At 61.5% G+C, this 13,604-nt stretch carries 12 protein-coding genes; 6 read left to right on the top strand and 6 right to left on the bottom strand.

Features of this window, described 5'->3' with window-relative positions; genetic code table 11:
- Positions 1 to 30: 30 nt before the first annotated feature.
- The 5 genes from mnmC to MKS85_RS06270 all read left to right on the top strand — a co-directional run bounded on the left by mnmC (position 31) and on the right by MKS85_RS06270 (position 7,639).
- On the top strand, positions 31 to 2,013 hold the full coding sequence (mnmC, locus tag MKS85_RS06290; protein WP_188251142.1) for a bifunctional tRNA (5-methylaminomethyl-2-thiouridine)(34)-methyltransferase MnmD/FAD-dependent 5-carboxymethylaminomethyl-2-thiouridine(34) oxidoreductase MnmC: 1,983 nt from the start codon (positions 31 to 33) through the stop codon (positions 2,011 to 2,013).
- Between the two features lie 283 nt (positions 2,014 to 2,296).
- Positions 2,297 to 4,069 (top strand): N-acetylglutaminylglutamine amidotransferase, encoded by a 1,773-nt coding sequence (locus MKS85_RS06285; protein ID WP_047226288.1) that lies wholly within the window; start codon positions 2,297 to 2,299, stop codon positions 4,067 to 4,069.
- 3 nt (positions 4,070 to 4,072) lie between these two features.
- A complete protein-coding gene (ngg, locus tag MKS85_RS06280; RefSeq protein WP_139050805.1) occupies positions 4,073 to 5,809 on the top strand; it encodes an N-acetylglutaminylglutamine synthetase in 1,737 nt (578 codons plus the stop codon).
- A 189-nt stretch (positions 5,810 to 5,998) separates the two neighbouring features.
- Entirely contained in the window at positions 5,999 to 7,189 is a 1,191-nt protein-coding gene (locus tag MKS85_RS06275; RefSeq protein ID WP_139050806.1) for an osmoprotectant NAGGN system M42 family peptidase, read from the top strand.
- 222 nt (positions 7,190 to 7,411) lie between these two features.
- Positions 7,412 to 7,639 carry a YheU family protein gene (locus MKS85_RS06270; protein ID WP_047226285.1) on the top strand — a complete coding sequence of 76 codons (228 nt, stop codon included), beginning with the start codon at positions 7,412 to 7,414 and terminating at the stop codon, positions 7,637 to 7,639.
- Here MKS85_RS06270 and csrA read toward each other — a convergent pair.
- The 3 genes from csrA to MKS85_RS06255 all read right to left on the bottom strand — a co-directional run bounded on the left by csrA (position 7,628) and on the right by MKS85_RS06255 (position 9,185).
- The gene (gene csrA / locus MKS85_RS06265) at positions 7,628 to 7,828 is read right to left on the bottom strand and encodes a carbon storage regulator CsrA (protein WP_047226284.1); all 201 of its coding nucleotides are present in this window, start codon (positions 7,826 to 7,828) and stop codon (positions 7,628 to 7,630) included. The two genes, MKS85_RS06270 and csrA, sit on opposite strands and share 12 nt — an antisense overlap.
- A 151-nt stretch (positions 7,829 to 7,979) precedes the next feature.
- Positions 7,980 to 8,312 carry a YnfA family protein gene (locus MKS85_RS06260; RefSeq protein ID WP_139050807.1) on the bottom strand — a complete coding sequence of 111 codons (333 nt, stop codon included), beginning with the start codon at positions 8,310 to 8,312 and terminating at the stop codon, positions 7,980 to 7,982.
- A gap of 57 nt (positions 8,313 to 8,369) precedes the next feature.
- Positions 8,370 to 9,185, bottom strand: a complete 816-nt coding sequence (locus MKS85_RS06255) for an SDR family oxidoreductase (protein WP_076385809.1) — start codon at positions 9,183 to 9,185, stop codon at positions 8,370 to 8,372.
- A 367-nt stretch (positions 9,186 to 9,552) separates the two neighbouring features.
- On the opposite strand from MKS85_RS06255, the gene MKS85_RS06250 reads away from it, so the two are divergent.
- Positions 9,553 to 9,705, top strand: a complete 153-nt coding sequence (locus MKS85_RS06250) for a DUF3309 family protein (RefSeq protein ID WP_018606531.1) — start codon at positions 9,553 to 9,555, stop codon at positions 9,703 to 9,705.
- Positions 9,706 to 9,764: 59 nt separating this feature from the next.
- On the opposite strand, the gene MKS85_RS06245 is transcribed toward MKS85_RS06250, so the two are convergent.
- The 3 genes from MKS85_RS06245 to MKS85_RS06235 all read right to left on the bottom strand — a co-directional run bounded on the left by MKS85_RS06245 (position 9,765) and on the right by MKS85_RS06235 (position 13,600).
- A complete protein-coding gene (locus MKS85_RS06245; protein WP_188251141.1) occupies positions 9,765 to 11,858 on the bottom strand; it encodes an LTA synthase family protein in 2,094 nt (697 codons plus the stop codon).
- A 291-nt stretch (positions 11,859 to 12,149) separates the two neighbouring features.
- Entirely contained in the window at positions 12,150 to 13,025 is an 876-nt protein-coding gene (gene speE / locus MKS85_RS06240; protein WP_076385812.1) for a polyamine aminopropyltransferase, read from the bottom strand.
- Between the two features lie 167 nt (positions 13,026 to 13,192).
- Positions 13,193 to 13,600 carry a lipoprotein gene (locus MKS85_RS06235; protein WP_047226279.1) on the bottom strand — a complete coding sequence of 136 codons (408 nt, stop codon included), beginning with the start codon at positions 13,598 to 13,600 and terminating at the stop codon, positions 13,193 to 13,195.
- Positions 13,601 to 13,604: the final 4 nt, after the last annotated feature.

Genomic DNA, 13,604 nt, shown 5'->3' with positions numbered 1-13,604 from the left:
AATGGCCTCCCAGTTTTGACCGAGCCTGCCATGACACCCGTACAGCACCACGCCCAACTCGACTGGGACGATCAGGGTCGCCCGCGCTCGCGGGTGTTCGACGATGTGTATTTTTCCGATCAGTCGGGCCTGGAAGAAACCCGCTATGTGTTCCTTGAACAGAACAACCTGACCGAGCGTTTTGCCGCGCTGCCGGACGACGGGCGGCTGGTGATCGGCGAGACCGGGTTTGGCACCGGGCTGAATTTTCTCTGCGCCTGGCAGTTGTTCGAGCAGTGCGCACCGGCCGGGGCGCGGCTGCATTTTGTCAGTGTCGAGAAATTCCCCTTGAGCCCCCCCGACCTGCGCCGGGCGCTGGATTTGTGGCCGCAACTCAAGCTTCAGGCGGATCAATTGCTTGCGCAGTACGTCGCCATCCATCAGGGCTTCCAGCGCCTGACGCTGGGAGACGGCCGGGTGACCCTGACCTTGTTGATCGGCGACGCCCTGGAGCAATTACCGCAGCTGGATGCGCAAATCGATGCCTGGTTCCTGGACGGTTTCGCGCCGGCGAAAAATCCCGAGATGTGGACCGCCGAGCTGTTTGCCGAACTGGCGCGCTTGGCTGCCCCCGGCGCGACCCTCAGCACCTTCACCAGCACCGGCTGGGTGCGACGGTTGTTGAACGCGGCAGGCTTCAAGATGAAGCGTACGCCGGGCATCGGCCATAAATGGGAAATCCTTCGCGGGGTGTTTCTCGGCTGGCCGCAACTGACACCCGCACCGCCCCCAGTAAAACCCTGGTACACCCGCCCCACGGCGCACAGCGGCGAGCGGCGAGCCCTGGTGATCGGTGGCGGCCTGGCCGGTTGCGCCAGCGCGTCCAGCCTCGCGGCCCGTGGCTGGCAGGTGACGCTGCTGGAACGGCATGCCGGGTTGGCCGAAGAAGCGTCCGGCAACCCGCAGGGCGTGTTGTATCTCAAGCTTTCGGCCCATGGTACGGCGCTGTCGCAGATGATCCTCAGCGGTTTCGGTTACACCCGGCGCCTGCTCGAACATCTGCAGCGAGGTGTGGACTGGGACGGCTGCGGTGTCTTGCAACTGGCCTTCAGCGCCAAGGAAGCCGAGCGCCAGGCGCAATTGTCCGAGGCCTTTGCCGAAGATTTGCTACACCTCCTGAATCAGTCCCAGGCCGAGGCGCAGTCCGGTATCGGCCTGTCCTGTGGCGGTCTGTTTTACCCGCAAGGCGGTTGGGTCCATCCGCCCGCGCTGTGCCGCTGGCAGGCATCCGCCCCCAAAATTGAGGTACAAGCCCACCATGAAGTCCTCGAGTTGCGCCGCATCGACGGCCAATGGCAGGCCTGGGATGGTGAACGTTGCCTGGCCAGCGCACCGGTAGTGATCCTCGCCAGCGCCGCCGAGATCAAACGCTTCGATGCGGCCGCCGACTTGCCCCTCAAGCGCATTCGCGGGCAAATCACCCGCCTGTCGCAAACCGCCCACAGCCAGGCACTGCGCACGGTGGTCTGCGCCGAAGGCTACGTGGCTCCGGCACGGTTGGGCGAGCACACCCTGGGGGCCAGTTTCGATTTCAAGAACGACGACCTGACCCCTACCGCCGCCGAGCACGCCGGCAACCTGCAGATGCTGGAGCAAATCTCCGCTGATCTGGTGGAACGCCTGGACGCCAGCACCCTGGACCCGGCACACCTCCAGGGCCGCGCGGCGTTCCGTTGCACCAGTCCGGACTATCTGCCGATTGTCGGCCCGTTGGCCGAGAGTCAGGCCTTCACCCAGGCATACTCGGCGCTGAGCAAGGACGCCCGCCAAGTTCCGGACTGCCCATGCCCCTGGCTCGATGGCTTGTACATCAACAGCGGCCACGGCTCCCGGGGCCTGATCACCGCGCCATTGTCGGGCGAGTTGATTGCCGCCTGGCTGGACAACGAACCTTTGCCCCTGCCCCGAAGCGTGGCCGAGGCCTGTCATCCGAACCGGTTTGCGTTGCGGGCGCTGGTTCGGGGCAAGGCCTAATGCAGATTGCCGGTATGCCACAAAAACCTGTGGGAGCGAGCCTGCTCGCGATTGCGCCAGATCATCTGGCATCCAAGTGACTGGCACACCGCGATCGCGAGCAGGCTCGCTCCCACAGGCTGATGTTTTGCCGTGGTTTTTCAGTCGCCCGAGCGTCCCTACTTCAGCTGCTTATAACGCATTGATCTAAAACTCACACCAATCCCACCGGTCAGTTTCAAAGTACCCGCCATTTTGGCGTATGGTGTTTGACCCTCCCCAACGGAAAAACCGGTAAGGACTTATGTGCGGATTAGCTGGAGAGTTACGTTTCGATCAACAACCTGCGGACCTTGCGGCCGTAGAGCGAATCACCCATCACCTGGCTCCTCGCGGCCCAGACGCGTGGGGTTTCCACAGTCAGGGCCCCATTGCCCTGGGCCATCGGCGCCTGAAAATCATGGACTTGTCCGACGGTTCGGCCCAGCCGATGATCGACAATCAACTGGGCCTGTCCCTGGCCTTCAACGGCGCGATCTACAACTACCCTGAATTGCGCGCCGAGCTGGAAGGCCTGGGCTACGCCTTCTATTCCGGTGGCGACACCGAAGTGCTGCTCAAGGGCTACCACGCCTGGGGCGAAGCACTGTTGCCCAAGCTCAACGGCATGTTCGCCTTCGCCATCTGGGAACGCGACGCCAAGCGGCTGTTCATCGCCCGCGACCGCCTCGGTGTCAAACCGCTGTACCTGTCGCGCACCGGCCAGCGCCTGCGCTTTGCCTCGGCGTTGCCGGCGCTGCTCAAGGGCGGCGACATCAGTCCGATGCTCGACCCGGTGGCGCTGAACCATTACCTGAACTTCCATGCCGTGGTCCCGGCGCCTCGCACCCTGCTGGCCGGCGTCGAAAAGCTGCCGCCTGCCACCTGGATGCGGGTCGAAGCCGACGGAACCACCGAGCAGAAAACCTGGTGGACCCTGCCCTACGGTCCCCGGGCCGACGAACAGCACCTGAATCTGCAAGACTGGATCGACCGCGTGCTCGACAGCACCCGTGAAGCGGTCGCCATTCGTCAGCGTGCCGCCGTGGATGTCGGCGTGCTGCTTTCCGGCGGCGTGGACTCCAGCATGCTGGTGGGCCTGCTGCGGGAAGTCGGTGTGGAAAACCTTTCCACATTCTCCATCGGCTTCCAGGATGCCGGTGGCGAGCGCGGTGACGAGTTCCAGTATTCGGACCTGATCGCCAAGCACTACGGCACTCATCACCACCAGTTACGCATCGACGAAAAAGAAATCATCGAGCAACTGCCGGCGGCGTTTCGGGCCATGAGCGAGCCGATGGTCAGTCACGACTGCATCGCCTTCTACCTGCTGTCGCGGGAAGTGTCCAAGCATTGCAAAGTGGTGCAAAGCGGCCAGGGCGCCGATGAACTGTTCGCCGGTTACCACTGGTATCCACAAGTGGACGGCGCCAGTGACCCATACGCGGCCTATCGCGCCGCATTCTTTGATCGCAGCTACGAAGAATATGCCGCTACCGTGCAGCCCAAATGGCTGACGGCCAATGACGCGGCCGGTGATTTCGTCAAGGAACACTTCGCCCAACCGGGCGCCGACGCAGCGGTGGACAAGGCCCTGCGTCTGGACAGCACGGTGATGTTGGTGGACGACCCGGTCAAGCGCGTCGACAACATGACCATGGCCTGGGGCCTGGAAGCGCGCACGCCATTCCTGGATTACCGACTGGTGGAACTCTCGGCACGGGTCCCGGCGAAATTCAAGCTGCCCGACGGCGGCAAACAGGTCCTGAAGGAAGCCGCTCGACGGGTGATCCCCGGCGAGGTCATCGACCGCAAAAAAGGCTATTTCCCTGTACCCGGTCTCAAGCATCTGGAAGGCAACACCTTGGCCTGGGTCCGCGAATTGCTGCTGGACCCGAGCCAGGATCGCGGCCTGTTCAACCCGGCGATGCTTGATCGACTGCTGACCGACCCCAACGGCCAGCTCACTCCGTTACGCGGCTCAAGGCTGTGGCAATTGGCGGCGCTGAACCTGTGGCTCAGCGAGCAAGGAATCTGATCGATGAAACCCCACAATCAACGCCTGCTGCGGGGCCAGGCGCCCTCCTACGAACGCCTGCAGGCGCGACTGGCCGAAGACGGCAGCGAACTGGGCGCCGACCCGATCGCGGTGCACTGCGGGTGGGGCCGATTGCTGATCGGCCACACCTTCCCGGACCCGGCAAGCCTGGCCCAAGAGCTGCTCAATGAGCAATCGGGTGAGCGCGACATTGCCTTGTACGTCGCCGCCCCCCAGCAAATACTCGGGCTGGAACCGGCGCAGCTGTTTCTCGATCCATCCGACACCTTGCGCCTGTGGTTCAGCGACTATCGCCAGGCCACCCGGGTATTTCGCGGTTTCCGGATTCGCCGGGCGCAAAGCGACGCCGACTGGCAGGCGATCAACCTGCTGTATCAGGCCCGGGGCATGTTGCCCATCGATCCGCAACGACTCACGCCGCGCCATGAGGGCGGGCCAGTCTACTGGCTGGCCGAAGATGATGACACCGGCGCGGTGATCGGCAGCGTCATGGGCCTGAATCACCAGAAAGCCTTCAACGACCCGGAAAACGGCAGCAGCCTCTGGTGCCTGGCCGTGGATCCGCAGTGCTCGCGGCCCGGTGTCGGGGAGGTCCTGGTGCGCCACCTCATCGAGCACTTCATGAGCCGGGGCCTGAGTTACCTGGACCTTTCGGTGCTGCACGACAATCGCCTGGCGAAAAGTCTCTACGCCAAGCTCGGGTTCCGTAATCTTTCGACGTTCGCCATCAAACGCAAGAACTGCATCAATCAGCCGTTGTTCCTGGGGCCGGGCCCCGAGGCGCAGTTCAATCCTTATGCGCGCATCATTGTCGAAGAGGCTCACCGCCGGGGCATCGAAGTCCAGGTGGACGACGCCGAAGGTGGATTGTTTACCCTGGTCCACGGCAGCCGCCGGATCAGGTGCCGTGAATCCCTCAGCGACCTGACCAGCGCTATCAGCATGACCCTGTGCCAGAACAAAAGCCTGACCCACAAGGTGCTGAAAAACGCCGGCTTGAACTTGCCGGCGCAACAGTTGGCAGGCAACGCCGATGACAACCTGGCCTTTCTCGATGAGCACGAACGGGTGGTGGTCAAGCCACTGGACGGTGAACAGGGCCAGGGTGTGGCGGTGGATCTGCGCACGATTGAAGAGGTGCAGAGCGCCATTGAAACGGCCCGCCAGTTTGACAGCCGGGTGCTGCTGGAGAGCTTCCACGAGGGCCTGGACCTGCGCGTGCTGGTGATTGGTTTTGAAGTGGTGGCAGCGGCGATCCGGCGACCAGCGGAGGTGATCGGCGACGGTCGGCACACCATCGGCGCGCTGATCGAAGCCCAGAGCCGCCGCCGACAAGCGGCCACGGGAGGTGAAAGCAAGATTCCCATGGACGCCGAGACGCAACGCACATTGAGCGCGGCAGGTTATGACTACGACAGTGTGCTGCCCGCCGGCAAACACCTGTTCGTACGGCGTACGGCGAACCTTCATACGGGCGGCGTGCTGGAAGATGTCACGGGCATCCTCCATCCGACCCTGAGCGAAGCTGCGGTACGCGCCGCGCGGGCCCTGGATATTCCCATGGTTGGCCTCGACCTGTTGGTGCCGGCGGCCGATCAGCCCGAATACGTGTTCATCGAAGCCAACGAACGCGCCGGCCTGGCCAACCACGAACCGCAACCCACTGCCGAACGCTTTGTGGATTTGTTGTTTCCCCATAGTCAGGCGGTGGCCCAATAGAGGTGTAGTGCCTGGGCGGGCCTCATCGCGAGCAGGCTCGCTCCCACCCGGGGGTATGCACCGCCGCAGAAACCTTGTGGGAGCGAACCTGTTCGCGATGGCGGCTTGAAGGACACCAACCTTTCATAGGTCAGAGACATTCCCTTCCTCATCGAAACCATCGATGCGCTCAACTCATCAGGAGTTTCCATGATCAGCAAAATTCCCGAACCGGATCTCGAATACCTGCAAAAAGTCCTGCTGGAAATGCTCGCCATTCCCAGCCCCACCGGCTTCACCGACACCATCGTGCGCTACGTCGCCGAGCGGCTCGAAGAGTTGGGTATCGAGTTTGAAATGACCCGGCGCGGCACGATCCGCGCCACCCTCAAGGGCCGCAAGAGCAGCCCCGATCGGGCCGTGTCGGCTCACCTGGACACCATCGGCGCCTCGGTGCGTGCCATCAAGGAAAACGGGCGCCTGACCCTGGCTCCGGTGGGTTGCTGGTCCAGCCGCTTTGCCGAGGGCAGTCGCGTCAGCCTGTTTACGGACACGGGGGTGATCCGAGGCAGCGTACTGCCGCTGATGGCGTCCGGGCATGCATTCAACACCGCCGTGGACGAAATGCCCATCAGTTGGGATCACATCGAACTGCGCCTGGACGCCTACTGCACCACCCGCGCCGATTGCGAAACACTGGGGGTGGGCATTGGCGACTATGTGGCGTTCGATCCTTTGCCGGAGTTCACCGAGAGTGGCCATATCAGTGCTCGGCACCTGGACGATAAAGCCGGGGTCGCGGCGCTGCTGGCGGCGCTCAAGGCGATTGTCGACAGTGGCGAAGAACTGCTGATCGACTGCCACCCGCTGTTCACGATTACCGAAGAAACCGGCAGCGGCGCGGCGGCTGCACTGCCTTGGGATGTCAGCGAGTTCGTCGGCATCGACATCGCGCCGGTCGCACCGGGCCAGCACTCGAGCGAACACGCGGTGAGCGTGGCGATGCAGGATTCCGGGGGCCCTTACGACTATCACCTGTCACGGCACTTGCTGAAGCTGGCCAGGGAAAACGAACTGCCGGCGCGCCGCGACCTGTTCCGTTATTACTTCAGCGATGCCCATTCCGCTGTCACCGCCGGCCACGATATCCGCACCGCCCTGCTGGCCTTCGGCTGCGACGCCACCCATGGCTACGAACGCACCCACATCGACAGCCTGGCCGCCCTGAGCCGCCTGCTGGGCGCCTACATCCTCAGCCCACCGGTATTCGCCAGCGACGCCCAACCGGCCCAGGGTTCGCTGGACCGCTTCAGCCATCAACTCGAACACGATGCGCAGATGGAAAGCGATACCCGGGTGCCGTCGGTGGATAGTTTGATTGGGCAGCGGTCGGATAACTGAGCACAGTTCCAGAATCTCAGTGCCCGTCATGACGCCATCGCGAGCAGGCTCGCTCCCACAAGGAGACCTTCGTTGAGCATAAAGTTCGTGCCCGACGCGGGCCCACTGTGGGAGCGAGCCTGCTCGCGATAGCGCCGCAACAGACACCGCAAGCCCCAAGCCAGGCTAGCCGCAAAAGCCCTTTGGTCGTAGCATCGCGACATTGTCTAGCCGAGGTACCCCATGCTGATCCCTTACGACCAACTCGAAGTCGACACGCTCACTCGCCTGATCGAAGATTTCGTGACCCGCGACGGCACCGACAATGGCGATGACACGCCGCTGGAGACCCGCGTATTGCGGGTCCGGCAGGCCTTGACCAAAGGCCAGGCGATGATCGTCTTCGACCCGGAAAGCGAACAGTGCCAGTTGATGCTCAAGCACGACGTGCCCAAGCATCTATTCGACTGAGCAGACCTTGCGACTGGCCAGGGCCCTTTTTTTCTGAATCTTTTCGTATATCTCGGAGCGATGAACGTCGATGTGCCGTGGCGCTTCCACGCCAAAACGAACAGTGGTGCCGTTGACCGAGAGCACTCGGACGGAAATATCATCACCGATGGAAATCAGTTCACCCACAGCGCGGCTAAGTACGAGCATGGTTCTTGTCCTTAAGAATATCTGGACCTTGACCATGCCCGCCCCGCCTGAGGTTCTCAAGACACCTTCAAGAATTCAGTAACGCCCTACAAGCAACACTCTGGCAACTGAAGGAAACGTCCTGCAAAACCCTGTCAGCTAGCGGGCTTATTCAAGAGGCGGAAAACCGCGGACCGAACAGAATCACACTCGCCCCCAACACGCAGAGCGCCACCCCCACCCAGTCGGAAGTCAGCGGCCGCGCTCGCTCCACCACGGCCAGCCAGCCGATCGAGGCGATGATATAGATACCGCCATAAGCGGCGTAGGCACGACCGGCGTAGGTCGCTTCGATGCGGGTCAGCAACAGGGCGAACAGCGTAAGACTCAACAGGGCCGGCACAATCCACCAGGCGCTCTTGCCCTGGCGTAGCCACATCCAGAACGCGTAACAGCCGGCGATTTCAAACAGCGCGGCGAGAAAGAACCAAAAATAGTTGAGCATGTGAGCGTCCATCAGGAGGGCCGAATGCGGCCATCCTGAGGACGCCGGACACTCAGGTCAACTCGGGTTCTGTCGAGCCTTGGCGCGCATCTTGTCGGCCATGACGGTCATTTCGTCGTACAGCAATTGCGGATTCTTCTGCTTGATGGCCCAGGCCATGCGCCCTTGCTCGTGGGGCAGGATCATGAACTGGCCCTGGGCGACCTGTTCATAGATGTAATCGGCAATCTCGGCAGCGCTAATCGGCGAGCTTTCCAGCAACTTGCCAACCTGGGCTTTCATCGCCGGAGTCGGGCCGCGGAAGGAGTCCAGCAGGTTGGTCTGGAAAAACGACGGGCACACCACATGCACACCGATTTCCTGCTGTGCCAGCTCGATCAACAGGCTTTCCGACAGCGCCACCACGCCAGCCTTGGCCACGTTGTAGTTGCTCATGGCCGGGCCTTGCATCAGGGCGGCCATGGAGGCGATGTTGATGATCTTACCGCGGCTTTTTTCCAGCAACGGCAAGAACGCCTTGCAACCCTTGACCACGCCCATCAGGTTGATCGCGATCTGCCAGTCCCAATCCTCCAGGGACAGTTCACTGAAGAACCCACCCGAGGCCACACCGGCATTGTTGACGATGATGTCGATGCCACCGAGCTTCTCTTCGCAGGCCTGGGCAAACGCCGTCAGTTGGCTGTAGTCGCGCACGTCGCAGCGCTGGACAAAACCGTCGCCGCCCGCGTCACGCACCAGCCTGAGGGTTTCCTGAAGGCCCGGCTCACTGACATCCGACAAGGCCAGGCGCCAGCCTTCGCGGGCCCAGCGCAGCGCGATTTCGCGACCCAGGCCAGAACCGGCACCGGTAATCATCATGCGATTTTGCATAGGAAACAGCCTTGTTGTTCCGGGAGAGATGCGCCGAGTGTAGCGAAGGACCCCGCCGCACCCACGCTCCATCAGAGTGCTGAATGGCGAGGGCAAACCTTAATAGGTTTTGAGGGGAACAACCCAGTGGAACCGCCTGCGGGAGCAAAGCTTGCTCACGATCGGCGCGACGCAGTTCTGGAAGATGGTGTCGTTTGCAGCGCGAGCCCGCTTTGCTCCCGAAGACGGGTTCTTTCACGCCTCAAAAAGACTTTGAATTTTTTACAGGACGTTACGGTCGTACTTATTAAGCCGCCCGGATTTAACGCATGCGTGCTGGTAGTTGAAAGTTGCATCACTCCAGAACTGACCAATAAGGAAATCAACAATGGGCACAATACTCATCATTATCCTGATCCTCCTGCTGATCGGTGGCCTGCCGGTCTTCCCGCACTCTAGAAGTTGGGGTTACGGTCCGTCCGGAATCATCGGTGTCGTACTGGTAGTGCTGTTGATCCTGCTATTACTGGGCAAGATATGAACCACTAAGTGACAAAAAAAAGAGGCCCGTTAAGGCCTCTTTTTTATGGGCTGAACTTCTCAGTCTGGAACACCATGTGTCACGCCGGCAGTGTTATCCAGCAGGCTCTTGGTGGCAGTTTGCAGAAACGCCTCCAGCTTGAGTTTCATTTCGGCAGCCTGCGGCGCGTCGGAAATGACATCCGCGCGTGGCTGAGTACCCAGTTGGTAGCGATACAGCTTCGGCGCCATCTCCTTTTCCCTTGGCAGTACCAGAATTTTGTCGTCGCGGATGATCGCCGTGGTCTGATCACTGCCCGACGGTTTGATCACGCCAAATCCGCTGTCGCCTGGCGGCAGGTTCAACAGATCGCGACCCCAGCACTGGTTACGCACTTGCCCGCCAATCCGGCCCATGATGGTCGGGACGATATCGACCTGTGTGCCCACGGTGTGGTTGCGCTGGCCGAACTTTTCCTGGATACCCGGGCCGATCAACAGCATCGGTACGTTGAAACGGCCCAAGTCCATTTCGGTAATCTGGCGCTCGTTACCAAAGCCGTGGTCTCCGACGATGACAAACAGCGTCTCCTTGAAATAAGGCTCCTTGCGGGCCTTTTCGAAGAACTGACCCAAGGCCCAATCGGAATAACGCATGGCAGTCAGGTGCGCATTCAGGCTGCCACGGTCAGTGACCGGTTCCACCGGCAACGGTGTCGGCAGCGCATACGGCGTGTGGTTGGACAGGGTCTGCAGCAACGCATAGAACGGTTTGCCGTTTTCCCGTGCCTTGAGTTCGATCAGGCTGCGGTCGAACATATCCTGGTCGGACACGCCCCAGGTGGGGTCGGAGAACACCGGGTTCACATAATCATTGCGCCCGATGAACGTGGTCATACCTTGGCCGCTGAAGAAACCCGACTGGTTGTCCCAGGCGAAATCACCGTTGTAGACATACACGTCGTCGTAGTTGCGGGCACTGAGCAGTTGCGGCAGCCCCGAAAACTTGTGGCTGCCTTCAGGTGTCTGCATCAGGTACTCGAAGCCCGGCAGGTTCGGGAAGCAGGCCATGGTGGCGAACATGCCCTGATGGGTGTGGGTACCATTGGAGAAGAAGCGGTCAAACAGCAGACCTTCCTTGGACAGTTTGTCCAGATAAGGCGTGATATTGCCCGGCGCGCCCAAGGCACCTACCGAGTGCCCCGCCATGCTTTCCATGAGAATCACTACCACGTTCTTGATCGGCAAAGTCTTGTCGGCCGGTGGCGTGTAGTCACGACGTACGGCGGCGGTGTCTGCATCGACCAGTTTGTCGTCGGGCATCACCAGCATGTCCCGCACCGTCTGCTGGGCCAGCGGTTGCTCGAGGGTGGCTTTCCAGATGTTGTCGCGGTGTTCGGACATCCGGCTCTTGGCCGCGGCCACCAGTGACAACGTGCCATTAAGGCCCAACTGGTTGGCAAAGTTCGAATCGGTGGTGTAGACGTCACCCCAGCGCAGCGGCGGCCCCTGGCGCAAGGTACCCCGGGCGGCGCCCACGGCCACGACCAAGCAGACCATGAACACCGCGACACGCCCGTACCACGGAGCCACCTGGCGTGTGCCAATGGTGCCGCCACTGAACGGCCCGCGCGGTCGAGTCGCGCGGTCGGCGCCCTTGAACGCCATCGTGAGGATCAGCGTGCCCACGGCCCACGCCAACAGGTAGCGCACCACCGGGAACCCATACCAGAGCATGCTCATCACGGTTTTCGGGTCTTCCTGCACATACTGGAAGACCAGGCCGTTGAGACGCTGGTGAAACTCGCGGTAGAAGTCCATCTCCATCAGACCGAGGAACAGCGCAATGCTGGCGGTCACGGTCAGCCAGAAACGAAAAAAACCACGAGCCGCCATGGCCCGCGCGCTGAACAAGGCCAGCAGCAGCGGAATACACAGATAGACCACCAGACGCAGGTCAAAACGCAGACCGTTGACGAACGCCTCGACGAAGGTCGAGGCCGGGGTGTCGAGGATCATTTCGCGGTTATAGACCAGTAGCGCAACGCGCAACAGGCTGAACATGATCATCATGACCAGGGCACAGAGCAACGTGTAGGCCAGGTGAGATTTGACGGTCGGTTGCAGCAGGCGATGCGTGGTGCGTTGCTGACTCAGGGCGTCCGGGATTGCCATGTCGTGTAAGGACCTAATGGGGTTGAGGGCGAATAGAACAACGGCGCGTCCTATGCCGACCATCACCCGGGTCCCTGGGTCTGCGCGAGTGCGCGAGCGTTGAATGAATGGCTGAGCATCGCCATTCATTCACCGACGGCAACAGGCGCCGGGATTGTCCGCAAGGTCCTGTGAAAATTTTGTTCAATAACTATTAGCAAACACAAAAAAACCCCGGATTGCCCGATGAGTCTGTGTCGAACCTCTCTGTGGTCAGGGGATATAACCCCCGCCACAGCTTGTGAGTCCTGATCAGTCGTTGCTTGGCTTGTTGATCGCCTGCAAGACGTACTGCGGCATGGCGAACGCGCCGATGTGAACTTCAGGGTTGTAGTAGCGGGTAACAATGCCGCTGCCAATGAAGCGCTCACGCAGGGTCTCGCGGGTCAGCTTGCGATAGGCAGTATCCGTCGAGCCCCAGGCGAAAGTCATGGCGCCGCCAATGTAGGTCGGCACGGCGGCCTGGTAGAAATGCCAGTCGGCAAACAGGCCACGCAGACGCCCGGCAGTGGTTTGTACTTCGCCCAGTTGCATGAACGGTGTGCCGTTCTGGGTCACCAGAATGCCGCCTTCGTTCAGGCAGCGATGACAGGCCTGGTAGAAGTTTTCCGAAAACAGCACTTCACCCGGGCCGATCGGGTCGGTGGAGTCGGAGATGATGACGTCGAACTTCTCCTGGGTGGTGGAGACGAAACGCATGCCGTCATCGATCACCAGGTTCAGGCGCGGGTCGTCGTAGGCGCCCTTGGAGTGGTTGGGCAGGAACGCCTTGCACATGTCCACCACGGTGCCGTCGATTTCCACCATGGTGATGTGCTCAACGCCCAGGTGCTTGGTCACTTCACGCAACATGCCGCCGTCGCCACCGCCGATGATCAGCACGCGTTTGGCCGCGCCGTGGGCGAGGATCGGTACATGGGTCAGCATTTCGTGGTAGATGAATTCATCGGCTTCGGTGGTCTGGATCACGCCATCCAGCGCCATCACCCGGCCCATGCGCGGGTTCTCGAAAATCACCAGGTGCTGGTGCTCGGTGCGCACTTCGTGCAGCAGCTTGTCCATCCGAAAACGCTGGCCGTAGCCTTCGTAGAGGGTTTCCAGGTAGTCGCCGGTCGGGGTAGTCGTCATGGTCAGGTGCTCCGATAAATACGCGGTTGGCCGGTGAAGGCTCGCAAAGGCGCGCATTCTACGACGCCGGGCATGACAGGTCGAACCTTGAACTCATCACCGGCCAAACTGCGTAGCAGCTGTCGAGCCCAGCCGGGGCGAGCCGGTTCGCCACAGGCTGGTCTCTCTTAGTGGAATTGACGCCCCAACCCCGCCGGAACGCCTTCGATGGTGGTTTCTTCCCACGGCCCGTTCGGGCTGATGGAGCGGCTCCAGCCGTTGCTCCAGCGGTAATAGGTGCGCTGGCGATAGAAGGTGTTGGTGTGGTTGTCCAGCACATAGACCCCAAGTTTGGCGTCCCAGTGGCTATTGCCGCCGGGTGGTGGGGCGAAGCTGGCGGAAGTACGAGGCAACGGCTTGGCCGGTGTGTTCGGCGTGACGGGCTTGCTTGGGGCGGTCGACGGCCCCGGCTTGGTGGCCGGGCCTGAAGACGGGATGGGAGGCAGCGGCGCCGACGGCTGCGGCGGACGCTGGACCGCACAAGCACTCAGGCCCAGGACGAGCGTGAGCAGGGTGATACGAGCGATGGCGGTCATGGTG

The sequence above is a fragment of the Pseudomonas sp. JL2 genome (genome assembly GCF_031570495.1).
In the GTDB taxonomy this organism is placed as follows: domain Bacteria; phylum Pseudomonadota; class Gammaproteobacteria; order Pseudomonadales; family Pseudomonadaceae; genus Aquipseudomonas; species Aquipseudomonas rhizophila.
The sequence above is the reverse complement of the archived record's forward strand: the minus strand, read 5'-3'. Positions and strand labels throughout refer to the sequence as shown.

Bases quoted from the DNA above. Each gene is read 5' to 3' on its own strand.
- MKS85_RS06245 (WP_188251141.1), bottom strand. From the start codon at position 11,858: ATGGCAATCCCGGACGCCCTGAGTCAGCAACGCACCACGCATCGCCTG.
- mnmC (WP_188251142.1), top strand. From the start codon at position 31: ATGACACCCGTACAGCACCACGCCCAACTCGACTGGGACGATCAGGGT.
- MKS85_RS06270 (WP_047226285.1), top strand. From the start codon at position 7,412: ATGCTGATCCCTTACGACCAACTCGAAGTCGACACGCTCACTCGCCTG.
- MKS85_RS06260 (WP_139050807.1), bottom strand. From the start codon at position 8,312: ATGCTCAACTATTTTTGGTTCTTTCTCGCCGCGCTGTTTGAAATCGCC.
- MKS85_RS06275 (WP_139050806.1), top strand. From the start codon at position 5,999: ATGATCAGCAAAATTCCCGAACCGGATCTCGAATACCTGCAAAAAGTC.
- MKS85_RS06250 (WP_018606531.1), top strand. From the start codon at position 9,553: ATGGGCACAATACTCATCATTATCCTGATCCTCCTGCTGATCGGTGGC.
- csrA (WP_047226284.1), bottom strand. From the start codon at position 7,828: ATGCTCGTACTTAGCCGCGCTGTGGGTGAACTGATTTCCATCGGTGAT.
- MKS85_RS06285 (WP_047226288.1), top strand. From the start codon at position 2,297: ATGTGCGGATTAGCTGGAGAGTTACGTTTCGATCAACAACCTGCGGAC.
- speE (WP_076385812.1), bottom strand. From the start codon at position 13,025: ATGACGACTACCCCGACCGGCGACTACCTGGAAACCCTCTACGAAGGC.
- ngg (WP_139050805.1), top strand. From the start codon at position 4,073: ATGAAACCCCACAATCAACGCCTGCTGCGGGGCCAGGCGCCCTCCTAC.
- MKS85_RS06255 (WP_076385809.1), bottom strand. From the start codon at position 9,185: ATGCAAAATCGCATGATGATTACCGGTGCCGGTTCTGGCCTGGGTCGC.
- MKS85_RS06235 (WP_047226279.1), bottom strand. From the start codon at position 13,600: ATGACCGCCATCGCTCGTATCACCCTGCTCACGCTCGTCCTGGGCCTG.